Annotated in this window: 23 protein-coding genes, 1 tRNA gene and 2 pseudogenes; 15 read left to right on the forward strand and 11 right to left on the reverse strand. The window is 69.7% G+C overall.

The genetic code is table 11. The features are described from left to right. Nucleotides 1-69: 69 nt before the first annotated feature. Nucleotides 70-804 carry an ABC transporter permease gene (locus OG306_RS10995; protein WP_266745920.1) on the reverse strand — a complete coding sequence of 245 codons (735 nt, stop codon included), beginning with the start codon at nt 802-804 and terminating at the stop codon, nt 70-72. Nucleotides 805-1,071: 267 nt separating this feature from the next. Between OG306_RS10995 and OG306_RS11000 the strand changes: the two genes are divergently transcribed. The 3 genes from OG306_RS11000 to OG306_RS11010 all read left to right on the forward strand — a co-directional run bounded on the left by OG306_RS11000 (nt 1,072) and on the right by OG306_RS11010 (nt 3,862). Further along, nucleotides 1,072-1,716, forward strand: coding sequence for an HNH endonuclease family protein (locus OG306_RS11000; RefSeq protein WP_266745921.1), 645 nt, complete (start codon nt 1,072-1,074; stop codon nt 1,714-1,716). A gap of 748 nt (nt 1,717-2,464) precedes the next feature. Then, nucleotides 2,465-2,854 carry a DoxX family protein gene (locus OG306_RS11005; protein WP_266745922.1) on the forward strand — a complete coding sequence of 130 codons (390 nt, stop codon included), beginning with the start codon at nt 2,465-2,467 and terminating at the stop codon, nt 2,852-2,854. A 324-nt stretch (nt 2,855-3,178) separates the two neighbouring features. After that, nucleotides 3,179-3,862 carry a DedA family protein gene (locus tag OG306_RS11010; protein ID WP_266745923.1) on the forward strand — a complete coding sequence of 228 codons (684 nt, stop codon included), beginning with the start codon at nt 3,179-3,181 and terminating at the stop codon, nt 3,860-3,862. Here the strand turns inward: OG306_RS11010 and OG306_RS11015 are convergent. From OG306_RS11015 to OG306_RS11030, 4 genes are all read right to left on the reverse strand, one after another. Beyond that, entirely contained in the window at nt 3,849-4,073 is a 225-nt protein-coding gene (locus tag OG306_RS11015; RefSeq protein WP_266745924.1) for a DUF2277 domain-containing protein, read from the reverse strand. The two genes, OG306_RS11010 and OG306_RS11015, sit on opposite strands and share 14 nt — an antisense overlap. 61 nt (nt 4,074-4,134) lie before the next feature. Beyond that, nucleotides 4,135-5,487, reverse strand: coding sequence for a DUF1254 domain-containing protein (locus OG306_RS11020; RefSeq protein ID WP_371665252.1), 1,353 nt, complete (start codon nt 5,485-5,487; stop codon nt 4,135-4,137). 57 nt (nt 5,488-5,544) lie between these two features. Beyond that, nucleotides 5,545-5,979 carry a DUF7144 family membrane protein gene (locus tag OG306_RS11025; RefSeq protein WP_266745926.1) on the reverse strand — a complete coding sequence of 145 codons (435 nt, stop codon included), beginning with the start codon at nt 5,977-5,979 and terminating at the stop codon, nt 5,545-5,547. Between the two features lie 117 nt (nt 5,980-6,096). Further along, the gene (locus tag OG306_RS11030; RefSeq protein WP_266745927.1) at nt 6,097-6,270 is read right to left on the reverse strand and encodes a hypothetical protein; all 174 of its coding nucleotides are present in this window, start codon (nt 6,268-6,270) and stop codon (nt 6,097-6,099) included. 206 nt (nt 6,271-6,476) lie between these two features. On the opposite strand from OG306_RS11030, the pseudogene OG306_RS11035 reads away from it, so the two are divergent. The 3 genes and pseudogenes from OG306_RS11035 to OG306_RS11045 all read left to right on the forward strand — a co-directional run. Beyond that, nucleotides 6,477-6,599, forward strand: a pseudogene (locus tag OG306_RS11035) (MerR family DNA-binding transcriptional regulator); the annotation flags it as partial. 184 nt (nt 6,600-6,783) lie between these two features. Continuing rightward, nucleotides 6,784-6,858 carry a 50S ribosomal protein bL37 gene (locus OG306_RS11040; protein ID WP_015034725.1) on the forward strand — a complete coding sequence of 25 codons (75 nt, stop codon included), beginning with the start codon at nt 6,784-6,786 and terminating at the stop codon, nt 6,856-6,858. 461 nt (nt 6,859-7,319) lie between these two features. Beyond that, on the forward strand, nt 7,320-8,270 hold the full coding sequence (locus OG306_RS11045; protein WP_266745928.1) for an N-acetylmuramoyl-L-alanine amidase: 951 nt from the start codon (nt 7,320-7,322) through the stop codon (nt 8,268-8,270). A 551-nt stretch (nt 8,271-8,821) separates the two neighbouring features. On the opposite strand, the gene OG306_RS11050 is transcribed toward OG306_RS11045, so the two are convergent. Further along, nucleotides 8,822-9,268: an SRPBCC family protein gene (locus OG306_RS11050; RefSeq protein WP_266745929.1), complete on the reverse strand. Its 447-nt coding sequence runs from the start codon at nt 9,266-9,268 to the stop codon at nt 8,822-8,824. Nucleotides 9,269-9,835: 567 nt separating this feature from the next. Here OG306_RS11050 and OG306_RS11055 point away from each other — a divergent pair. From OG306_RS11055 to OG306_RS40900, 5 genes and pseudogenes are all read left to right on the forward strand, one after another. Next, nucleotides 9,836-10,666: a hypothetical protein gene (locus tag OG306_RS11055; protein ID WP_266745930.1), complete on the forward strand. Its 831-nt coding sequence runs from the start codon at nt 9,836-9,838 to the stop codon at nt 10,664-10,666. Next, nucleotides 10,663-11,025, forward strand: a complete 363-nt coding sequence (locus OG306_RS11060; RefSeq protein ID WP_266745931.1) for a transcriptional regulator — start codon at nt 10,663-10,665, stop codon at nt 11,023-11,025. Before OG306_RS11055 ends, OG306_RS11060 begins: the two co-directional genes overlap by 4 nt. 326 nt (nt 11,026-11,351) lie before the next feature. Then, complete coding sequence (locus OG306_RS11065) at nt 11,352-11,825, forward strand: hypothetical protein (RefSeq protein ID WP_327259333.1); 474 nt, start codon at nt 11,352-11,354, stop codon at nt 11,823-11,825. A gap of 620 nt (nt 11,826-12,445) precedes the next feature. After that, entirely contained in the window at nt 12,446-12,742 is a 297-nt protein-coding gene (locus OG306_RS11070) for a GYD domain-containing protein (RefSeq protein WP_266745933.1), read from the forward strand. A gap of 2 nt (nt 12,743-12,744) precedes the next feature. Further along, nucleotides 12,745-12,828 (forward strand): annotated as a pseudogene (locus OG306_RS40900) (tyrosine-type recombinase/integrase); the annotation flags it as partial. A 1,227-nt stretch (nt 12,829-14,055) separates the two neighbouring features. Here OG306_RS40900 and OG306_RS11075 read toward each other — a convergent pair. After that, nucleotides 14,056-14,130 (reverse strand) — tRNA-Val (locus tag OG306_RS11075). 265 nt (nt 14,131-14,395) lie between these two features. Here OG306_RS11075 and OG306_RS11080 point away from each other — a divergent pair. From OG306_RS11080 to OG306_RS11095, 4 genes are all read left to right on the forward strand, one after another. Further along, a complete protein-coding gene (locus OG306_RS11080) occupies nt 14,396-15,160 on the forward strand; it encodes a DUF4097 family beta strand repeat-containing protein (RefSeq protein WP_371665253.1) in 765 nt (254 codons plus the stop codon). 71 nt (nt 15,161-15,231) lie between these two features. Continuing rightward, nucleotides 15,232-16,653: a hypothetical protein gene (locus OG306_RS11085; protein ID WP_266746022.1), complete on the forward strand. Its 1,422-nt coding sequence runs from the start codon at nt 15,232-15,234 to the stop codon at nt 16,651-16,653. A gap of 144 nt (nt 16,654-16,797) precedes the next feature. Beyond that, complete coding sequence (locus OG306_RS11090; protein ID WP_266746023.1) at nt 16,798-17,397, forward strand: DUF4383 domain-containing protein; 600 nt, start codon at nt 16,798-16,800, stop codon at nt 17,395-17,397. Between the two features lie 109 nt (nt 17,398-17,506). Next, nucleotides 17,507-17,737, forward strand: a complete 231-nt coding sequence (locus tag OG306_RS11095; RefSeq protein WP_266746024.1) for an FmdB family zinc ribbon protein — start codon at nt 17,507-17,509, stop codon at nt 17,735-17,737. Nucleotides 17,738-17,770: 33 nt separating this feature from the next. On the opposite strand, the gene OG306_RS11100 is transcribed toward OG306_RS11095, so the two are convergent. From OG306_RS11100 to OG306_RS11115, 4 genes are all read right to left on the reverse strand, one after another. After that, entirely contained in the window at nt 17,771-18,430 is a 660-nt protein-coding gene (locus OG306_RS11100) for an O-methyltransferase (RefSeq protein WP_266746025.1), read from the reverse strand. An 81-nt stretch (nt 18,431-18,511) separates the two neighbouring features. Next, a complete protein-coding gene (locus OG306_RS11105; protein WP_266746026.1) occupies nt 18,512-19,390 on the reverse strand; it encodes an HAD family hydrolase in 879 nt (292 codons plus the stop codon). Beyond that, nucleotides 19,387-22,020, reverse strand: a complete 2,634-nt coding sequence (locus OG306_RS11110) for a phosphoribosyltransferase (RefSeq protein WP_327349880.1) — start codon at nt 22,018-22,020, stop codon at nt 19,387-19,389. Before OG306_RS11110 ends, OG306_RS11105 begins: the two co-directional genes overlap by 4 nt. Before the next feature lie 178 nt (nt 22,021-22,198). Next, entirely contained in the window at nt 22,199-23,362 is a 1,164-nt protein-coding gene (locus tag OG306_RS11115; RefSeq protein ID WP_266746028.1) for an HpcH/HpaI aldolase/citrate lyase family protein, read from the reverse strand. Nucleotides 23,363-23,370: the final 8 nt, after the last annotated feature.

The following is a 23,370-nucleotide window of genomic DNA, read 5'->3' on the forward strand; positions in this document are numbered from 1 at the left end:
GCACCCCGAACTCCGGCCCCTGACCCCTGCCTCCTGGCCCCCGCCTCGGCGCGACCGGTCCCGCGGGCCTCAGTCCCGGTGCAGCCGCCCCCGTGCCACCAGTTCGAGCATGACGGCGACGGCCACCGCCTGTACGGCCATCAGCGCCACCAGTACGAACAACTGCACGGCCCCCGCCTGCACCGGTGAGGCACCGCCGAGCAGCATGCCCACGAAGGCGCCCGGCAACGTGACGAGCCCCACCGTCCGCGTCTGATCGAGCCCCGGCAACAGCGCGTCCGCCGCCACGGGCCGGGCGATCTCCAGCCTCGCGTCACGGTCGAGCAGCCCGAGCGCCATCCCCGCCTCCACCTCCCCCCGCCGGGTCGTCAACTCGTCCAGCGCCCGCCGCCCGCCGAGCACGGTCGCGGTCAGCGCACCCCCGATGAGGATGCCGGCCACCGGGATCAGCGCGATGCCCCGGACCTGGACGAGTCCGGTGAGCAGCAGCAGCACGACCACCGGCACGACTCCCGCCCCGATCGGCACGGCCGCCCACCACCAGGTGCGATTACGGGTGATCCGGCGGCCCGCGGTCCGCACCGCGACGGCGTACATCAGCGCCACGAACCCGAGCAGCGGCGGCAGCGAACGGACCACCCAGCCGATGAGCAGGGAGACCGCGGCGAGCTGGACCGCGGCCCGCAGCCCGGCCAGCAGAATCTCGCGCGACCGTCCCAGCGAGGCCAGCGCGGCGACGGCCACCGCCGCCACGAGCAGCAGGGCGAGGACGACCCCGAGCGTGATGTCGACCGGAAGCAGCACGCCGTAACTCTACGGCCGGCCCGACCCGGATCACGGGCACGAACCGACCCGCCCCAGAGGCGGATTGCCGCCGCATCAGCACGTACGCCCGCACAGATGGGGACGTACGCCCCCATGCTCCAGCCCGGTCGGTCAGAACCCTTGATGTGACGTGCCCATGTCGCCACCCTGTTACCTGGCGCCCACCCCACGGAAACCTGGCGCCGCCACGATGGCCGGGCTCTACGGGTCACCCGTCCAAGGTCCCCCCACGTCAAGGGAGTTCGCATGTCAGGTATCTACGCGCGTCGCATCGCTGTCGTCGCCGCATCCGCCGCCCTCGCCGCAACCACCGGGCTGCTCACCGCCCCCACTGCCCAGGCAGCCATGCCCACCCCGGTGTCGGCATCGACCGCCCGCACCTACCTGAGCCAGCTGACCGTCTCCGCGGAGGGCTCGTCGACCGGTTACAGCCGCGACAAGTTCCCGCACTGGATCACCCAGTCGGGCACCTGCAACACCCGCGAGGTCGTCCTCAAGCGCGACGGTACGAATGTGCAGCAGGACTCCAGCTGCGCGGCCGTCAGCGGCAGTTGGTACTCGGAGTACGACGGCGCCACCTGGACCGCCGCCTCCGATGTGGACATCGACCACATGGTCCCGCTCGCCGAAGCCTGGCGGTCGGGCGCCAGCAGCTGGACCACCGCCCAACGACAGGCGTACGCCAACGACTTGACCCGACCGCAGCTCATCGCGGTCACCGACAACGTCAACCAGTCCAAGGGTGACAAGGACCCGGCCGCCTGGCTGCCCCCGCGCACCGCGTACCGCTGCACGTACGTGCGCGCCTGGGTGCACGTGAAGCACTACTACAACCTCACGGTCGACTCGGCCGAGAAGAGCGCCCTGCAGTCCGTCCTCAACGGCTGCTGAACCCACCCGCCCCTCCCCCGTCGTTCCACACCGTACGGGGCCGTGCACACCGCACGGCTCCGTACGCGTATCCCGGGAGGGGCCCGGGGAGGGCCCCCTGGAGGGCGCGAGGACGGCGCGGGCTCGGAGCCACCGGCGCGTTTTCGGCCGAGTACGGCCACCGATGACGAAGACCCGCGCGCCCGGCACGCCCCGCGCACCCGCGGAGCGGCAGCGGCCAGGTCCTGGCGCGGGCGAGGCGCACCGGGCACCCCGGGAGCCCCTCACCCGGCCCGGAGCAGAGGCAGGCAGCACCGCATCGCGGGAGGGCCGCACATCCACCCGCGTCCTTCAGCTGACCTGCGCACCCCCGCGCGCCCGTTCACGAGGCCACCCCGGGTTTACGAGGCAGCCTCCGGGGCCTCCCGGAGCCGGCTTCCGCCGCGGCACCCCGCCCATGACACCCACCCCGACGTGGCCGGAAAGTTGCACCGCCATTGGTTCAGGCCAAAGCAGTGAAGGAATATGCGCAGTTGGAGGCGGTGCTGAGCCGAACCTTGACCAGCGAGAGCAGGGCGATTTTCAGCCGCTCGACAGAATGTTGAACTTGCAAGCATTGGTAAGGTTTTCCTAATCTTGAGCGCTCAATCGGTTCACGTCCCCACCAGACCGAAGGAGCCCTCCCCCCCATGCACGCACGCTTGAATCAAGCTCAGCCCTACGCCTGAATCAGGCTCAGCCCTACGCCCTCGCCCTGTTCCGGATCGTCGTGGGCCTGCTCTTCGCCTGCCACGGCGCCGCCTCGCTCTTCGGCGTCCTCGGTGGCGCGATGGGCGGCGGCTCCATACCCGCCGGCACCTGGCCCGGCTGGTACGCGGCGGTCATCCAGCTCGTCGGCGGCAGCCTGGTGGTGCTCGGTCTGGGCACCCGCGTCGCCGCCCTCGTCTGCTCCGGCTCCATGGCGTACGCGTACTTCAAGGTCCACCAGCCCGAGGCACTCTTCCCGCTGCAGAACGGCGGCGAGCCCTCGGCCGTCTTCTGCTGGGCCTTCCTCCTGCTGGTCTTCACCGGCCCCGGCGCGCCGGCCCTGACCGACTGTTCCGCCGGGGCGGCGCGAAACGCGTCGAGGACCGCGCACACGAGCAGGCACCGGCCGTGACGGTCTGACGGCCGCCATGGCCTGACCAGTGCAGGACCGGCCCGTCCGCCCACGGGCCGGTCCGGACATCACCCACGGTCCGGACCGCACATCACCTACACCGCTTGCACCGCACATCACCTACGCCACATACACCGCTTGCACTGCCCGCATCTCCCACGCCGGAACCCGGACTTCCCATTTGCGGGCTTACGTGAGCTTCCCAACATCATCCGTATTTATAGATCAACGCAAGAGTGTCAGGCGTACGCTGTAGAGCTGGCCCTGCCGCTCCTGCCGCTCCCCTGCGACGTCGCGGCGTTGTTCCTGATCGGGGAGTAGTAGGTGCTTGAGAGTATGGGTGCGCTGACCGGCAGCCCATGGATCTATGCCGTGGTCGCCCTCTCGGTGCTCCTGGACGTCTTTCTGCCCGTGCTGCCCAGCGGAGTCCTGGTGATCGCCGCAGCCACGGCGGTCGCCGCCGGTTCGACGACCGTCGCGGGGACCGCTTCCGCGACGAACGCCGCCGAGCAGGTGTCCCAGGTGCCCTCGCTCCTCACGCTGATCCTGTGCGCCGCCTCCGCGTCGGTCCTCGGCGACCTCGTCGCGTACCGGCTGGCCTGGCGCGGCGGCGAACGTCTGGACCGGGCCATCGCCCGTTCCCGCCGCCTCACCTCGGCACAGGAACGCCTCGGCGCCGCCCTCGCCCGGGGTGGCGGCATCCTCGTCATCATTGCCCGCTTCGCCCCGGCCGGCCGCTCGGTCGTCTCCCTGGGCGCGGGCGCGGCACATCGCAAGGTCAAGGAATTCCTGCCCTGGTCGGCGCTGGCGGGCGTGGCCTGGGCCGGCTACAGCGTGGGCCTCGGCTACTTCGGCGGCCAGTGGCTCGGCGCGACCTGGGTGGGTACGGCCGTCTCGGTCCTCGCCCTGTTCGCGGCGGGCGCCCTCGCCGCGTACGTCATGCGCCGCCCGGCAGCCGAGGCGGCCGCCCGGACGGCGGCGCCCGCGACGGCCACTACGGCGTCCTGACCGCACCCCGTATCTCCAGACCGTCCAGCAGTCCGGCGGTCGCCCCGGCGATCTCGTCGACGGCGCGGTCGAAGACTTCCTGATTGTGCGCGGCCGGGGTACGGAAGCCGGACACCTTGCGTACGAACTGCAGGGCGGCGGCCCGGATCTCCTCCTCGGTGGCCTCTTCGGGGAGGGCGGGCGGTCGAAGGGTCTTGATGCTGCGGCACATGACTCCAGTGTGACCCGTCCCACTGACAACGGCCGGAACCCGGCCCGTCACCTCTCGCCCCTCACCCCGCACCGCTCCGTTCGACGGCGGGGATCTCGTACGTACCGTCGAGGATCTCCTGCCCCGGTACATAGAGCCTCAGCACCATCCGGAACTCCCCGCCGGGCGCGGGCAGCCAGTTCGCCGCCGCGGCCGGGCCGGCCGGGCGCTCCCTCCCGATGTGCAGCGTCAGCGACCCGTCCTCCTCGTAGACGAGACCCGGGGTGCGATCACCGATCGAGGACCGGCCGGCCGGGTTCCCGGCGAGGCGGTGGCCCTGCGTGCCGTACGCGGCCAGGGACCAGAACGCCCCTACCGGCGGCTGCCGCTCGAAGCGCAGTACGTAGGAGTGGGCGCCGTTCAGCCGCTCACCGTCGGCGTCGCGGTACGCGCGGGCGTACACCGCCTCGTAGCCGTGACTCCCCCACAGCGCGTTCCGCGCCGCCACCGCCCTGGTCAGGTAGGAGGCCTCCCGGTCCGCGATCCGCCACTGCGGGGAGTCGATGGTCCCGACGCCGTACCGGTCGAGGTTGTAGTCGAAGAGATGCGGGTCCATCGCCCAGTCCCCGTCCGCCACCGGGGGCCGGCTCGCCTCCGCCACCCGTGCCCTGCCCCGTACCAGGCCCTCGGTCAGTGCGTGTACGAGTCCGGGGCCGACGGACACGTACGGCGACGGCCCCTCCTCCAGCAGCCCCAGCGGCTGGAACCGGTCCTGATACGCCTGGTCGGCCGCGGCCGGCGGGAAGTCGGCCATCCACACCCTGAGCTGCTCGAAGAAGCGCAGCGACTCCGGTACGTCGGGGTCGGGCGCGGGCAGGCCCGTGCGGTGAGTCCCGGGTTCGACGTGCGTGAGGGCGAGCCGGGCCTGAAGCGCGCGGACCCGCTCCCTGTCGTCCGGACCGTCGCAGGCGTCGCGTCCGATGACGGTGACGACGGAGGTCGGCGCGTCGATCACCCCGCGCACCCCGTCGGGCACATGGCCCGCCCAGCCGGGCGGCACGACGAGCCAGTCCCCGGCCTCCGTACCGGTGGCACGGCGGCCGACGTACGCGAAGTTGTTGGTCCAGGCGTCCACGAACTGCAGCACGTAGTACGCACCGTCCGTGTCGGGGACATGGAGGAGAACCGGACCGCCGGAGAGGTCGAGATGGGCGAGGGAGTGGATCGTGTGGTCATCACCGACCGACGCGAAGTGCGCGTCGGGGGCCACCGGCCGGCCGGCCTGCGCGAAGTGGTTGAAGGGAGCGGGCGGCAGCGCGCCGGAGCCCGTCTGCATGAAGTCCTCGACCGTCGACAGGTCGTGGACCAGCGCACAGCCGTAGACGTACGCCTCGGCGGCAAGAGCGACGTGTTCTTCCGCGTTCTCCTCCGGCATCGCAACCCTCTCCCTCTCCCGTTCCCCCATGGCCCGCTCCCTCACGCACCCGCTTCCTCAGATGACCGCCTTCGTGGTCGCCGTGCACAGGGCCCAGATCACGAACGCGTCGATGGCGATGGAGACGATCGCCCAGACCGGCTGGTACGGCAGCCAGATGAAGTTGACGATCAGGCTGACGGAGGCAAGCACCACACCCGTGGCACGAGCCCAGACGGCGCCCTTGAGAATGCCCCAGCCGACGCATCCGAGGACGATGCCGAGGACGAGGTGGATCCATCCCCATGTGGTCACATCGAACCTGAACGTGTAGTTACTGACGCGCGCGTAGACGTCGTCGGTGGCGATACCGGTGATGCCCTTGATCACTCCGAGGACGCCGTCGACGAGAAGCAGCACGCCGGCGAACATGACTCCGCCGGCTGCCCAGGGGTCCATTTCTCCCTGATCGACAGTACGGGCCGGGCCCGGCGTGGGCGCTGAGTGTGCCATGGAACCTCCTAGGCCGGAGCGGGACTGCGAGACAGAACCGACCCTGCGTGGCACCATTCCGGGCGTCCACCCGACGCACCCGAACGGGTGAGGCGCCGAGAGGCGCCTTCGGCCGGGCTACGGTGCCGGGTACCGCGACACCTTCGCGATCCGGCACGTGACCTTGCCCGGGAACTCCCCCGGCCCCTGCGCCTTTTCCAGCGACTTCTGCCCGACGTCCAGATCGGACGCCGACGCGAGCCCTTCGGCGTGGCGCCTACCGTCCCCGTCCACGAACTCCACGAACTCCACGAAGACGATGCAGGACGCCCGTGCACCGGAACGGTTGACGATCTCCGCCTCCGCCGCGGGTCACCGAATCACCGCGTCCAGCTCACAACCGGTGACGATGAGCCCGGTGCGGGACTCCCGCGCAGGCGGCGGGTGGCCGTAGGACATGAATCCCTCTACGGGACGGTGAAGTTGGTGCGGATGACAAGGGAGAAACGAGTGGGGGCATGAACGGCGAAGCGCTCTGCTCGATCGGTGACCTGGCCCGGTGCACCGGGCTGACGGTCAGGACCATCCGGTTCTACGCCGACCACGGAATCGTGCCGCCGACCGACCGCACCCCAGCCGGCTGCGGTACGCACAGCTGCTCGCGGTGATCAACGCCCGGCCTCCCCCGGACGATCCGATACCCTCCCTCGCCTGGTTCGCCGACGCGTTGCGCGCCCGGGCGGCCCGCACCTCTGATGCGGCTGCACCGGGTCGAACCTAAACTGACGAACGCCCGAAAAGTCCTGAATAAGGGAGATGTCCACCATGGCCAAACGAGGAAACAAGCGCCGCGCCCGCAAGAAGAAGAACGCCAATCACGGCAAGCGCCCCAACGCCTGATCCGACACAGAGCACGCCCCCTACCCCCATCGGCCGCACGAGCCACCCACCGAGCCGTCCAGGAGTCCCTGGCACGCGCGGGTGACCGTGCGGCCGACGCACGCGGCGCGGCCGAGGGGACGACGCCCCGGTACGGAACGACCCCCCGCCGGAACGGAGAGGTGCCCCCCTGCCAATCCTCGGGGTGCCGCGCCATTTCCCCGCAGAAGCGGGCGACCACCTGGCCCCACTGCCCGTCAGAACCTGCGCCCCCAGCGCGAATCCACGCTGTAAGCGGTCGCGGTCGGCAGTCGCTCCTTCGCAACGGCCGACGCCCGCACGGGCATGGGCGAACAATACGAAGTACATGGTTGCGGCAGCGAGTTCGACGCATGTGGCATGGTCGGTACTTCTGGGCAGAGAAGGCGAAGTGGGCACGTCCCGGAACGTCGCACACATCTCAGGGCGAAAGGAAGAACCACATGGCACAACCCCTGACTGCCGCACGGGTCATATCCGCTTTGCGGGCGGAAGGCGTACACATCGTAGAAGTCGGTAACTGGCGTACGCACAACCGGAATCCGAAGGGGCCGTGGGGTCCGGTCCACGGGTCGATCGTGCACCACACCGTCACCAAAGGCACCGCGTCCACGGTCCGCATCGTCCGCGACGGCTACGCGGATCTGCCGGGTCCTCTGTGCCACGGGATGATCGCGAAGGACGGCCGGGTACACATGGTCGGCTGGGGCCGCGCCAACCACGCCGGTGGCGGCGACCCGCGTGTGCTGGAGCAGGTCATCGCCGAGTCCTACGGCACCCGCCCGACCCCGCCCACGAAGGGCAACGCGAACGGAATCGACGGCAATGCGCGCTTCTACGGCTGGGAGTGCGAGAACCTCGGCGACGGCAAAGACCCCTGGCCCAAGGCGCAGTACCAGGCGATTGTCCGCGTCCAGGCCGCGCTGTGCCGGGCTCACGGCTGGTCGGCGAAGAGCGTGATCGGCCACCTGGAGTGGAGCGCGGACAAGGTCGACCCCCGCGGCTTCACGATGGTCCGGCTCCGGGCCGATGTAGCCGAGCGGCTGAAGCATCCCGCGAGCTGGGACCCCGGCTCCGACCAGGAGGAGGACCCCATGGCGGGGATCACCAAGAAGGACATCTTCGACGCCGTATGGAAGACGGACGCGATCGGCGGACCCGCCGACGCGGCGGACCACGAAACGAATCCGACGTGGCAACCGCAGAGCATCCTCAAGGACATGCAGGCCCGCATCCGGCGCATGGACAAGACCCTGGCCGCTCAGTCCGCCGCGATCACCGCACTCGCGGGCCAGGTCGGCACGGGTGCGGACACCAAGACCATCGTCGCCGCGGTCCAGGCCGCCATCAAGGACGCCGTGATCACCGTCGACATCCATTCGGAGGGGGCCTGACCAAGGCCCACGGCGGTGAGCAAGCCACGCGGCGGCCTCACCCGGCGGCCGTCCCGATGTTCACTGCCGCGTTCCGGCCCGCCACGGCGGAGCGCACCGCGGAGCGCACCCGTGCGTGCCGCCCGCAGACCCTGGTCACGGCGCTCCTGGCCGTACTGACTGCGATCAGCGCGCATTGCGACGCGACAACCGCTGCGCGCTGACCAGATCCGGTGTCACGCGAAGTCGCGTACGCCACCACCTCTGGCGCGGACTTCATCATCGACGGGGGAACGAAGCGCGCCGCTGTCCGGCCCGGGAGACCATGCCCCCTGGTCCTGCTACGGCCGGGGCAGGGGGCGGCTTCGTACGTCCGAGGTCAGCCAGACCACTGGCTCGGCCCCATCCGGCCGAGCGCGTCTCCACGGCGATCGTCGCCACGGTTCGAGCGATCCCCACCGCTCGAACCGGTTCACGCTCAGCCACCGCTGTCGCCTGCCGAGCTGTGTACCCCCCCCCCCCCCCCCCCCCCGCGGTCGCGACGGGGAGTCTCCGGGGTTCTGGAAGGTGCCTCAAGCGCTTCCACCGTGCTCGCGTGCCGCGATCCGGGCCAGCTTCGTCAGCATCATGCCGTTTCGGACCGCAACAACGTAATCGACAGGGAGCCCGTGCATCCGGGTGCCGGGACCCCGGAGGGGGTGCCAGTCGAGGGTGAACAGGGTGTTCTCGCCCCAGGGGACCAAGTTCATGGCGATGCGGGCTGCACCGAAGGGATCTGCCTTCGCTTCCAGTTCCAGGCGGTGTTGCGGTTCACAGATACGGACGACGCAGGTGTCGTCGAGGGTCAGAGGGCCGGCGCCGACTCGGACTTTCAGCCGGGCGCCTACTTCGGGCCAGTGCGGGTCCGCGGAAAGGATCTGCTGGGTTCCTGTCACCCACTCCCCGTAGCGGCGGCCATTGGCCAGCAGGCGCCAAACCTCGGACGGTGAGCTCAGGATCAGACGGCGGTTCCGGGCCACGCTGATCACGCTCCTTCTGGAATGGGGACGCAGGAGGCGCCGCCGATCTTTTGCGGCCGCCCATGGGCTCGCCCCCCAGCCTCTTGCGATCGCACCTCACGCACAGTCCGAAAGGTCCAGACGGGTGGTTCGAACTGCCCTTGGCGAGAGATCGGGGCCCGCACGCCGGCTGCGAATCGGACTGACTCCTCGCCTGCCTGCAATAGCCCGATGTGGGCCCCCATCTCCGAGACTCCCTGGTGGCAGAACTACGGGCGGAGTGGTCGCCGAGGCCTCTTCGGTCGGCCCCTCGGCTGCCTGGAGCTACCGAGGGTCGGGGGTGGTTGCGATGGTCGCTGTACGCCGCTGCTGTACCGCCTGTCTCGTAGTGATCGCAGGGTGTCCGAGCGGTTGGTTGCTGCCCTCTCCGACCGTGAATTGTCTTTCGGAGGAGGCGCTTTGGGTAGGACGGCGCGCCACGTGACTCTTGACTGCCATGTACTTTGCATTGCAAAGTTAATGTTCGGCGGACGGCCATCCGGTGGTTCGCCTCTCAGCGTTGCCGAAGCGCGACCACAGGGGGAAATCATGGGAACACCCGCACTGAGCGGCGCGGAGTCCGAACCGAGTGCGCACGCGGCCGGCCTGTTGGCAGCGACGGAAGGCCTGCGGGTCAGAACCCGCACGCAGCTGAACGGCTCTTGGGTCCCCCTCCTCGGCTTCGGCCTCCTCGCGCTGGCGGCCGCTCCGGTCGCCAGGTACGCCTTCAACTTTGGAGCCCACGGACGCAACATCGGGTCCTATCCAGCCTTCGCCTACGCCGAACTGACCGGCCTGTGTGTCGTCCATGAGCCGGGAACTCCCTGCTTGCAGGGCGAGTTCGACGGCGCCGTCCTGCGCTTCGCGGCCTGGGGCATGTGGTTCGCGCTCCTCCCCCTGGCGTGGTTCGTCTTCGCCCGTTGGTATCGCCTGCGTGGCGAGAATCGAGGCATCGTCCCCCGCCGCAGGGTGTGGATTGGTGTAACCGCAGCAACTACCGTGGCGATCGCGGCAGCACTGGCAATGCTGCTGTTCGGCAGGAACCAGCCATGGGAGGCCGAACTGTTGGAGAACAGTTACGCCTCCCCGTGGTACCTGGTCGGCATCGGATTCCTGGCCCTCGGCATGGCCGAACGCAGCTGGATCGCCGCAGCGGCCGGCACCACTCACGCATTGTTGCTCACTGGCTACCTGGGAGCTTCCTGGGGCACTGGGTGGCTCCCCTGGGCGCACCCCGCCCACCCCGGCTGGACCGACGGACCGCAGGCCAAGGCGCTCCTGCTCGCCGCCATCCTGCTCCTCGCCGGTCTGTCCGAGTGGACGACGGCCCAACGCCGAGCCGCGCCCGACGCCGCCGGTGCGCGTACGGTCATCTCGTGAGCGCCGCTACGCCGGACGACCAGCAAGGACTGCATCCGACTCAGGCGCTGGACGATACGGTCCACCAGCGCGTGCGGCTCGGCATCCTCACCGTCGCCCACGAAGCCGACCGGGTCGAGTTCGGCTTCCTGAAGAAGGAACTGGCCGTCACCGACGGAAACCTCTCCCGGCACCTGAAGGTGCTTGAGGACTCAGGCCTGATCACCATGGAGAAGGGCTACGCCGGTCGGCGCCCCCGAACATGGATCACCCTCAGCCGCAAAGGCGCGCAGGCCCTGGACACCGAACTTCGCGCCCTGCGGGCACTCGTCCTTCGCCTGGAAACTCCCCGCCCCGTGCCCGGCCCACCCGACATGTGATCACCACTTCAGGGGCGAGGCGGGGCGAGTTGGGGGCCGACCTGCCAGACACCGACTTCGGTGTTGCCGGCTGTGGCCCCTGCCGGGAGCCGCAGTTCCCCGTGAGTCCCCGCCGGAACACCGCACGCCGCCTCCTGCACGACGGCAATGAACGTACCCGGCTCTGGCCCACCGAAGCGAGGGCACAATGACGTGATGTTGGAGTTGTTGCCGGGGATCGGCGTGGCCCTGCCGGCCGGGGCCGGGACGTTCAGGTTCGGGATGCCCCTGATGAGGTCGGTGTGATGCTGGCGGCGGCGCCCAGGTGCCATTGGGGAATGCAGTGCATGTCGTTGACACGCGCCGACTACGCAGAACTCCGTCACGCCCACGACGCATGGCTCTCCGGAGTGCTCTTCGACCCCGCGTGGAACGCCATCGCCACCTTTGGCGACGTGGTGCTGACCGTCGCCGGAGGCGGGCCCGGTCGTACGGACGCCCTCACCGGTATCAGCATCGATGTCGGTACGTCCGTGGGTGCGCCGGCAGCGACTCCTGTGGTGTGGGACGGTGTCGACCTGTTCGGGCACCCGGCCCAGGACGTCGTGTCCGTGCTGCCGGAATCCAGCCGTCCGTCTTCTCCGACGGCTGCCGATGTGACGGCGGAACCGCTGGGGCTGTGGCTTCGCGGGCGGTCATCAGCCGTCGACCGGTGGTCGCAGCTGGTCCTGCTCAGCACGCCTACCGGGTGGGAACAGTGCTGTGCAAGCACTTTCACGTGTACGAAGGGAGGAAACGGCCTGGTGGGGATCATCCCCTAGCCAGAACGAGCTGCGCAACGCGGCACACATCCTGCCCCGGGCGTAGGACGGCCGTAATTATCTGTACAGGGCTGGGGACGTTCACGTGTACGCCGACACACGCCAGAGTTCCGCCAATACCGGCTCCGCGAACTACCCCGAGCCGCCTCGCTCGGACACCGCGTCAGCGATCCGGTCCGAGCACAGGCCAACCGCCTCGCCCGCGACCGCCTCGTCGCGGAGGACGCCGTCGGCACCGCCCACCGGCCCGGCATCCGCGTGATCGAAGTCGACGGTTCACGCGATGCCGATGCGATCGCAGAGATTGTCGCCGACCACTTCAGCCCCTACCTCCCGCGCCGACACCGCGAGGCTTGATCACCACAGGCATTCAGACAGTTCCCATACCCGACGTCACCATCTACACGTCGTCCAGAACATCCAGCGCGAGGCAGTGAGTCACCTGGACCGCATGCTCAAGCGGCGCCCCGGCCGTGAGTAACCGCCCCCGCTGATGTCAGCCTGCCCCTTGATGCCTGTGGTCGCTCGTATTGCCCGTTCGGGTGCGTATCTCGTGCAGGTTCTAGCCCAGATGTCCAGGCTTGGCCTCACAATGTGTCTCCTCGTGAAGGTGAAAGAGCATGCCGACGTACGTCACCTTGCTGAGCTGGACCGATCAAGGGGTCCGAAACTACAAGGACACCGCAAAGCGCGCCGAGGACTTCGGGGCAGCGGTACAGAAGCTCGGGGCGAAGCTTCTGAGCATCTACTGGACCGTCGGTCCATACGACCTCGTGGCCATCGTCGAGGCGCCCGACGACGAAACTGCCACGGCAGCACTCCTGCAGCTCGGTGGGGTGGGCAACGTCCATTCCACGACTCTGCGGGCCTTCGGCCCAGAGGAGATGGAGCGCATCATCGCCAGGGCGGCCGGCTGACGACCCACGTCGTCCAGGACACTCAGCGCGAGGCCGTGAGCTACCTGGACCGCATGCTGAAGCGGCAGCGTCCCGACCGTGGGTGACCGCAACCGTTGATGTCAAAAGTGGATGTCAAAGGCCCCCAACCATGATCGGTTGGGGGCCTTTGCACTGGTGGGCGCGGACGGTTTCGAACCGCCGACATCTGCTTTGTAGGCCTGGCGCCGATCACGAACGTGTCCTCGCTGGTCACCAACCGTCTGGGGCGCCTGAGCCTGCTAACGGGTATCCGCACCGCGACTCGCTCCAGTTGACCGCGGCTGACCGCTCGATCTGGCACGGATATGGCACGGTCACCTTCTGATCCGGAGCTCTAGCGAGATCGGCCAGCGACGGCCATTCCGGCCGCTACGAGGCCCCGGAGAGACGGTAGCGGACGGGGGCGGTTGCTGGGGTTGCGGTACGGCGCTGCTGGACTCCTACGGTGAGCTTTGAGCGGCCCGGCCTGCCACGTAGTCTCGTTCTCTCCACACGGCAAGGACGGGGGCGTTCACTCGATGGCGAAGCCGGTACGTGTTAGCACTGGGGGATGTCTGGCTCGAGTGCCTGGTCTGCCAGGGTGACCTGTTCCGAGAACGGGGTGTCCTGCTCAACAGCGCTGGGATGGAGTTCCTGAAGTTGGCCTGGGCTGACGAAAAAGCCACGGGCCTAATCTGCTGGCGGTGCGGATACGTGCACCTGTTCGTCAACAAGGACATCGAGTTCTACCGAGCGGATAAGTGACGGATATGCGCCCTTTTGGGTCGCTTCGTCGAGCTTCCATCCTCACCTCCACCCACCACTCTCCCCAGCTCCCATCCCGTCCGCCTTCGACCCACACACCGTGGAGCGGGCGTGGTTCAGGGCGTCAAGGTGGAGCGCGCCACTGTACGAACGACCTTGACGCCCTGGGCCACGATTGCTCGGCTCTGCCTGGGTCGAAGGTGGGCGGGATGGGAGCCCACGACGCTCGCCACGAATCCGCCGGCACTCGCGAACGGCCCCCCGTCCATCCCGGAGTTTGAGCGCCCCCGCCGGAGGCATGTCTTGAAGCCGCGGGCTTGGTTCTCGACTCAGGAGCCGTAGTTCGCTGCGGCCCCAGGGGCCCGGCCTGGGAGCCGAAGGCGCAGAGGGCCGGGCACAAGGGGCCGGCCCGCGCCTTGCGCGGGCACTTGAACCCGTCGAGAAGGTTTCTACTCACGCAGCCCACCGCTACCCGATGCGCATGAGGAACTGCCGTCAAGTACTACCGTCAACGCCCCCGCCGCGAGTCGCTGCGGGGGCGTTCTGACTGGTGGGCGCGGACGGTTTCGAACCGCCGACATCTGCTTTGTAAGAGCAGCGCTCTACCCCTGAGCTACGCACCCGTGGATGAAGCAACAGCGTACATGGACTACGGCCCACGGTCACAAACGGTGCCGGGACAGCAGTGGACGGCAGTGGACGGCAGGGGACGGCAGGGGACGGCAGTGACCACGGTGGCCGGGGACGTGGTGTGGCCGAGGTGTCGTGCGGGGGATATCCCCACCCCTCATACGGTAGCCGTCCGGATTCTGCCGGTGGGGCGGCGTACGTACGGTGAAGGGCACACCGTCGGGGACCACCCGCCGTACGACTTGGGGGAAGTTCATCGTGGCACTCCGTACCCGCACTCTCATCGCGTCCGCCGGAGCCGTGCTGCTCGGTTTCGGGCTCACCGGCTGTGGCGGGACGGATGCGAAGGACGCGCCCGCCGAGCACAAGTCGTTCGCGCTCAGTGGGAAGACGCTGACCATCCATTCCGGGCAGTCGACGCTGGAGCTCGTACCGGCCGATGTGCGGAAGGTCGAGGTGACCCGTCGTGTGGGCGGGTGGGTGGTTCTGGGGAACGGGCCCGATCCCCAGTGGAAGATGCGGGACGACACGCTCACGCTCAAGGTGAAGTGCAGCGCGATCATCAGCGACTGTGCCTCGGAGCACCAGGTGAAGGTGCCGCGTGGCGTGGCGGTGGTCGTCGACGGGGACAACGGGAAGATCGTCGCGTCCGGCTTCGACACTCCGCTCACCCTCCGCGCCGACAACGGGAAGGTGACCGTCCGGGACTCCAGTGGGCCGCTCAGGCTGGAGAGTGACAACGGGGGCATCGTCACCGAAAGGATTTCGGCCAAGTCCGTGTCTGCGCGGTCCGACAACGGCATGGTCCGGCTGGGGTTCGCCTCGGTGCCGGATCTCGTGGACACCGTCAGTGACAACGGAGGGATCACCATCGACCTGCCGACCGGCTCCGTGAGGTATGCGGTGGACGCCGTCGCCGACAACGGAAGAGTCTCGGTGGACGCGCCGCGCAGCGACGACAGCAGCCACGTGGTCAAGGCCCGGAGCGGCAATGGTCAAGTCACCGTCCGAAGCGTGAACTAACCGGCCCGTGTGTTCGTCCTTACCTGGTGGGAGAATGTACCGGGCAGGGCGAAACGGCACGGGAGAGGGATGTGACGGCGACACACGCGCGGCCGCAGGCGAGAGCGGGTGGGAGTTCCGCCGTCGAGGGTGTCCAGGGTGCCGGGCGTATCGGGGGCGCCAGGGCTGCCAGGGGCTTCGGGGATGTCCTCGTGCTGATGTTGCTGCCTGTGCCGCTGCTCGCCGCCGCGCTGCCCGCCGCTTTCGCCGGTGGCGGTACGCGGCGCTGGTTCGGCGGGCGCGGGGAGAGTCAGCGGGCGGACGCCCAGGCCGCGAAGGACGCCGCCGCTGCCGCCTTCTACGAGCTCGACACCGCCCAGCGCGATCTGCGGATCTCGATCGAGACGATCACCGCGGTGGACAGCTCGCCCGGTGCACGCAAGGCCGTGGACGATTTCGCCGCGCTCGGCCGGCGGATCGACGAGGCCAGCCATACGTACATCACCGCGGTCGACGCACACGACCTGGATCGGGACGATCTGGAGTCGGCCGTCGCAGCCCGTGCCAGGACCGAGCTGACCACCGCCAAGGACGAGCTGGTTCGCGTCAAGGGCGACCTGGACCGGTTCGCGCAGGGTCTGGGGCCGTTGCTGGGCAACGCGGAGACGCAGCTCGCCCGGCTCGCGCCAGCCGTGGAGCGGGCACGGCAGGCGCTCCTCGGCGCGAGCAATGCTCTCGATGCGGTGCGGGCGTCCGGACTGCGAGCGGATGATCTCGCCGCGCGACTGGCTGCCCTCGCGCCCGAGCTGACCAAGCTCAATCAGGGGGCCGGCCGCCATGGCGTTGCGGAGACCTTGCAGCGTGCCGATCGGGTGCTGCGCGACGCCGAGGCGGTGCGGGCCGAGGCGGTACGGCTGCCCGAGCGGGCCGCCGAGATCGACCACCGGCTGGTGTCGTTGCGTACGCGCGCCCAGGCGCTGACGACCCGGGCGGGCTCGGTGGAACCGGTGCTGAGCGAGCTGCGGCGGCGGTTCTCGGCCGCGTGCTGGCAGGACCTCCAGCCCGTGCCGGAGCAGGCGGCGAGCAACGTGCGGCAGGCGGAGGAGAAGCTGAAGGAAGCCGTCGCGGCGCGGGACGAGCAGCAATGGGCCGACGCGATCTCCCGGCTGAGCACGGTACGCGCCCTGCTGAACGCCACGGACGAGGCCGTGTCCGCCGCGGGCGACCGGCTGCACCGGCTGAACGACGTGGCCAAGGACCCGCAGGAGGAGATCCAGCGGACGCGGTTCGCGGTCCGGGATGCCCAGCGTCTGGCCATGGCCGGGCGCCACACGCCCGAACCGCGCCACGCCCGCCCGCTGGACGACGCCGTGGCCCGGCTGGATCGCGCCATCGCCGGACTGGAGGAACGCCATCCGGACTACTGGCACTTCCTGACCGAGACCGAAGCCGTACGGCAGACGGCCGCGCGGGTGGTCTCCGACATCCGTGAGGAGCGCGGGGCGGGCACCTGAGCTGTACGGGCTCGGTCACGGGCTCGGTCACGGGCTCCGAGCGACCCGAGGAAGGGGAGGGGGTAGGAACGGGCTTTCCGGTCTTCTGATGTGCGGCGGCAACACCGCGGGCGGATCCTGGTAGTACGCCCGAAGGAGACCGACATGGCCACCCATGTACTGCACGCCCCTGGACGGCCCACCCCGCGCCGCCATCGCAGGACCAGCCCGCTCGACAGGCACCTGCCCGTCGATCACCGGCTCAACCGCGTCTACCGGGTCGGCGCGGGGCTGATGGGACTGGTGCTGCTCGCCTTCGGAATCCTGGGGCTGATCGACGAGATCGGCTTCTTCAGTACCGGTGGAGCCACCGTCGCGGGTCTCAACACCAACGGCGCCCTCAGCGTTCTGTCCATCTGTGTCGGCCTGCTGCTGTTCATCGGGATGGTGATCGGCGGCAACATCGCCTCGACGCTCAACATAATTCTGGGCATCGCCTTCATCCTCAGCGGCTTCATCAATCTCGCCCTGCTCGATACCGGCTACAACTTTCTCGCCTTCCACCTCCAGAACGTGCTGTTCAGTTTCGTGGTCGGACTGATGCTGATGGTCTTCGGGATGTACGGGCGGGTCACCGGCGGCCTTCCGCACGACAATCCGTACTGGCGGACCCGCCACCCCGAGGAGGCCGAGCAGGAGCTGCGGAGGGTTCGGCGGGATACGGCAGGGGCAATGCCGGTCGTCCGTCGCCCTGACCACCCGTAGACGCGGGAGTCGTAGAGCCGTGCTCCGTAGACCCGTGATCCGTAACCCGGGACTCGTAACCCGTACTTCGTCCCGGTCCGTGCTGGACAGCCTCGGCTAGCCTGGGCGCATGCCTCGTTACGAGTACCGCTGCCGCTCCTGCGGAGACACGTTCGAACTCAGCCGCCCGATGGCCCAGTCGTCGGACCCGGCCTCCTGCCCCGCCGGGCACGCCGACACCGTGAAGCTGCTGTCCACCGTGGCCGTGGGCGGGACGTCGGCCAAGTCCGCGCCTGCCGCCCCGTCGGCCGGCGGTGGTGGGGGCGGGGGCGGCTGCTGCGGTGGGGGTTGCTGCGGCTGAGAGAGCGGGTGGCCGGGGCCGCCCCGCGAGGCCCTACCGCTTGCGGGAGAGCGTCAGGCCGTCGGACACGGTGAGCAGCACGCTGTCCATGCGCGGATCGGCGGCCACGTGGTCGTTGAATTCCTTGATCGCCGCCGCGCCGCCGGTCGCCTGCGGGTCGGTCACCCCGCCGTGGAAGAGCACGTTGTCCGTGACGACGAGGCCGCCCTGCCGCATCCGGGGCACCAGTTCTTCCCAGTACGGGATGTAGTTGCCCTTGTCCGCGTCGAGGTAGGCGAGGTCGATGTGCGGCTCGGCCGGCATCGCCCGCAGTGTGTCGAGCGCCGGGGCGATACGGAGTTCGATCCGGTCGGCGACGCCCGCCTTCTCCCAGGCCTCGCGCCCGTACGCGGTCCACTCCTCCGAGATGTCGCAGGCGATCAGCCGTCCGTCCGCGGGCAGCGCCTGGGCCATCGACAGGGCGGAGAAGCCGGTGAACGTCCCGACCTCCACGATGTACCGGGCTCCGGTCAGCCGGACGAGGAAGGCGAGCAGGGGCCCCTGCTCCTCGGCGGACTGCATGCCGGCGTACTCGGGCAGGCGGGCGTACGTGGTCTCGATGAGCTCGCGCTGCACCGCGTCCAACGGTGGATTGTGCGCCAGCATGTACGCGTACAGCTCGTCCGTGATCTTGGTTTCGTTGCCCTTGGACATCGCTGCTCCTCGTCGGTCGTACCGGACGGACGGGCCCGGGCTCTTCTCCGTTCCCGTCCCGGCCCCTGTCCTCACATACTGCTACCGCCTGCCGGACGAGGGCGTCAGCCCCGGGCCCGAGGCCCGCAGGAAGTGCCGCAGGATCTCCTCGCCCGCCGCCACGCCGCGCTCGGCCGTGACGTCGACGTGCGGGGCGCTCCAGCCGGTGTCGGCGAGTTCGCCGTGGGCCGGGCGCCAGGCATGGTCGGCGGCGAGGAGCAGGTCGGCGTCGAGGAGGCTGTCACCGGCGGCGAGAGTGAGCGTGGCGCCGGTGCGTCGGGCGACCTCGTCCATCGCGGCGCTCTTGGTGAGCGGGCCCGGCACGGCGTAGATCTTGCGGCCTTGGAGGGAGACCGTCCAGCCGCGGGTCTCCGCCCACTGTCCCAGCTCCTTGACCCAGCCCTCCGGCAGCAGTGAGCGTTCCACGACAAGGTAGGCGAAGAGGTCCTCGGCGACCCGTTCCTTGAGCAGCCACGCGGGGTCGGCCGCGGCCAGGAGATGGGCGCGGACCTCGGCGAGCGACGCGCATTCGTCGGCGAGCCGGCGGGCCACCCGTGTCTGCCAGTCGGGGTCGGACACCCCGTCGACCAGGAGGTGTCCCCCGTTGGCGCAGATCGCGAACCGCGGTGCGGGGCCGGGGAGATGGATGCGCCCGTACTGCTCGCGGGTGCGGGTGGTCGTGGGGACGAAGACCGTGGAGCGGGCGAGCTCGTCGAGCAGCGTCGCGGCCGTCTCGGTCAGGTAGGAGAGCGGCTTGTGTTCGTACACCTCTACGCAGAGCAGCCGGGGGGCCTCGGCGTCCGGCATGGGGAGCTGGAGCGCCGCAGCCGAGTAGATCAGGGTGCGGTCGAGGTCGCTGGCGACCAGCGTCACGGAGGCGGAAGAGGTGGTGGGAGCAGTGGAGGCGGCCGGGGTGGTCACTTCGACTCCACCGCCTTGCCGTCCGCGCCCGTCGCGCCCCTGGTGTACTTCGGGTGGATCAGCCCGACGCAGGTGTACGGGAGTTCGTCGACCTCCTCGATCGGTACGCCCCGCTGCTCGGCCAGCAGACGGATGTGGTCCAGGTCCGGGCCCGCGCCGCGCTTGGCGAGGATCTTCCACGGGACGCGGCGCAGCAGTACGCGGGTCGTCTCGCCGACGCCCGGCTTGACGAGGTTCACGTCGTGGATGCCGTGCTCCTCGCTGATGCGTTCCACCGCGGCCCAGCCTTCCCAGGTGGGCGCGCGGTCGGCCGCGAGCAGCTCCTTGACCTCGGCGTCCACCGCGTCGGCGACCTCGTCGAAGTGGGCGGCGACGGTGTCGAGGAAGTGGCCGGACACATCGGCGTCCGAAAGCTCCCGGTAGAACTTCGCACCGTGGAAGTCGTCCGGGCCGACCAGGTCGGAGCGCAGGACGGTCCGCGAAATCAGCCCGGAAACGGTTGAGTTGAGACAGGCGGACGGAATGAGGAAGTCCTCACGGGTGCCGTAGGTGCGGACGCAGCCACCCGGGTCGGCCAGGACCGCGATCTCGGGGTTGAAGCCGTCGAACTCGGCGAGCGCCACGGCAAGTTCGCGGGTGATCGCCCCCTTGCCGGTCCAGCCGTCGACGAAGACGACATCCGCCGGATTGTGGTGGGCGGCCAGCCAGCGCAGCGCGGTGGCGTCGATGCCGCGCCCGCGGACGATGGAGATGGCGTAGTGCGGCAGGTCGAGCCCGTGCCGGTGCCGGGCCCAGTGGCGCATGAGTACGCCGACGGGGGTGCCGGCCCTGGCGAGCGAGACCAGGACGGGACGCGGTGTCCGCTCGGCGAGAACCGTCTCGGTGACGGTTCCCACGGCACGGGCGACGCGGGCGGCCGACAGCTCCAGCGCGGCCTTGAAGAGGCCCTGGTACTGGGCGGACGGCTGGTATTCGACGGGCAGCGACTCGGCGTAGTGCGCGCCACCGCTCTGTATCGCCTCCTCGCGCTCCTCGGTGGGCGCCTCCAGCTCGGTGTCCGAGAGGTCCTGGAGCAGCCAGCCGACATCGTCCGGTGCGTAGGAGGAGAAGGCGGGGCCACGGAGGGGCTCGGGCAGCATGGGGGGTTCCTGCCGTTCGGAGACGTACGAGGGGAGGTCCGACGCGACGTGTACGGGAAGGCTTGACGCGACGTGTACAGGAAGGTCCGACGCCGCGTGCGCGGGAAGGTCCGGCCGGGCCTCCGACGGGACGTACGACGGAACGACCGCGAGCAGGACGTGGTCGGTGTGCGCGGCGAGTTGCGCCAACAGGCCGTCGGTGGCGTGGAGTTCGGGGGTGTCGGCGGTGGAGTCGACGGCCACGACCACGGCATCGAAACCGGCGCCCGCGACGTTGTACGCGTACCGGTCGCCGGGCCCGTCGGCCGGGTTGTCGTGGGCCGGGAAGACCAGCCGGCTGCGTATGGCGTAGCCGGGGTCGTCCACGGCGAGGACGGGGGAACGCGTGGTGGTGGAGTAGCGCACCTCCGCGTCGATGTGGTCCTCCAGGGCCGTGCCCAGGCGGAGGGGCGCGTACATGAGCTCCTCGAAACCGAGGATCAGTACGCGGCGGGCGTCGCCCAGTGCCGCGGCGACGCGGGCGGCCATGGCCGGGAGCGCCGGCTCCAGGGCGGCCCGGTGGGCGGGGGTGAAGCCGTGCCGTCCGCCGTCGGGCACATCGGCGGGCCACTGGAGATCCACCCGGGTGCACGGCCGGCGAACAGTCCGGGCGACCACTTCCGGGGCCGCGGAACCGGCCGCTTCCGGGCTCGCGGCGGCGGCGCTCTCCTGTGCGGCGACCAGCGCCCGGCCCTTCTCCAGGACGCCCTCGGGGAGGGCGACCGTGCCCGAGCTCCTCGCCACCAGGTCGACGCGCGCGCCGATCTCCGCGGCGAACTCGGTCAGCCGTCCCCGGTCGGCCGCGGAGCGCATGTCCACCAGGGCGACGATGACGTACCGGCTCCGCGGGTACCGCTCGTGCAGCGCCCGGATGGTGTTGAGCACGGTGTTGCCGGTGGAGAACTCGTCGTCCACCAGCACCAGGGGCGCGTCCGCCACGAGCGCGCCGGGGCCTGCCGGGTCACGCTCGCCCGCCAGCAGGTTCGGGTCCTCGGGGAGCAGCAGGTGCGACGTGGCGTGCGAGTGCGATTCCTCGAAGCCGCCCGCCCGCGCCACGCCGTCGACGGGGCGGCGCGTCGAGTGCAGGTACGGTGCCACGCCGAGCCCGTCGGCGACCGCGTGGCCGAGACCGGTGGCCGTCTCCGCGTAACCGAGCACGACCGCCCGGCGGGCCTCGGCGTCACCGAGGAGTGCGTGCACCCGCCGGCCGAGATCGAAGCCGGCGCCGTACACCACGGAAGGCTTCTGCGGCACGTGTTTGCCGAGCACGTTGGACACGAGCAGGTGGGCCCGCTTGGGGTTGCGGCGCAGGGCGAGGCCCAGCAGCTCTCTCAGCTCCCCGTCGCCGTCGGGCTTTCCGTCGCCGACGAGGTCGACACCCAGTCGCTCCGCCACCCAGCTGCCCGACCACACCACGTTCGCCGTCTCTTTCCTTGCCGCGCGCTCGCTCATCGAGACACGCTCGTTCCACGAGGCCCACGCCCACACCCACGTGCTTGCACGCGCACTCGCGATCGCACACGCACGCGCGCTCGCACTCGCGATCCACGAACCGCGCTGCCCCCACAGGGCCCATTGCCCCCACAGGCCCCGCCCGCCTCGGAATACCCGCCCGCGCCGAAACGCCCGCTCATTCGGCGACGCCCGCGGCCAGCAGATCCACGAAGCCGACATCTTCCCTCGCCACGCCGAAGACCTCGGCCCGTTGCAGGGTCCGCTCGGCCCAGGCGCGGTGCGGCTTCACTTCGTTCATCTTGTTCGTGTACACGGAGCGCAGGACGCCACCGCCGCCGCGTTCCGGCCGCAGGATGTCCTGGGCGTCGCTGAATTCCTCGTGGCTGACCACGGACAGCGCGTGCACGGGCGCGACGTGCGACGGGTGGATGCAGGTCTTGCCCAGCAGGCCGTTGGCCCGGTCGAGCTCGATCTCGCGCAGCAGCCCGTCCAGGTCGTGCTCGATCAGCGCCGTGCGCAGTTCCTCGGCCCGGCCCTCCAGGAAGGGGCTGCGGCGCAGCTGGGGTTTGAACATGCGCTCCTGGAGCCGGAAGTACTCCCACACCGGACCGGTGATCGTGAAGCCCGTGCCGTCCGCGCGGCCCAGCACATTGACCACGTCGGCGATGACGGCGCCGACGATCTGCACGTCGTACGCCGTCATGTCGGGCGCCCTGCGGAGCCCGTACGCCGAGCAGAAGTCGGTGACGCCGAGCCGCAGTGCGAGCACCCGCTCGCGGTACTTGTCGACGGTGCGGGCTATTCCCTGGAGTGTTTCCGCGCGGGTCTCCAGATGCAGCAGCTCGGGTGATTCGAGAACCGGCATCGCGAACAGCCGCTGCCCACACGCCTTTTCGGCTTTGACGAGCGCTTCCATGAAGGGCACGCCACGCTCTTCGGTGAACTTGGGAAGTACAAAACCAGACAACAAACGGACCGTGGAGCCGAGCCGCTGCACCAGATCCGTGATCTGGCCCGGTTCCCGGACCCGGATGAAGAGCAGGGGCGCCTCCGCGCCCCGCGCGGCGAGGTCGGCGAACTGCCTGACCAGGTTCTCCTCGGCGTCGACGACCTCGGAGTCGTCGATCGAATCCTCCAGGCACAGCACCATCGAGACGACCCCGCGTCCGGCCTGCTTGATGACGTCGTCAGCAAGTCTCGGCCTGGTGGCAGGGCTGTACAGGGTCGCTCCCAGGGCGGCCGAAAGCGTGCGGGCCGACGAGCCCGCGCCGAACTCGCACGGCTCCTGGAAGAACAGGCCCTCTCGCACAGCGGGCGCAATATGCCCGAAATGACGCATGTGATTCC

The sequence above is a fragment of the Streptomyces sp. NBC_01241 genome (genome assembly GCF_041435435.1).
Taxonomy (GTDB): domain Bacteria; phylum Actinomycetota; class Actinomycetes; order Streptomycetales; family Streptomycetaceae; genus Streptomyces.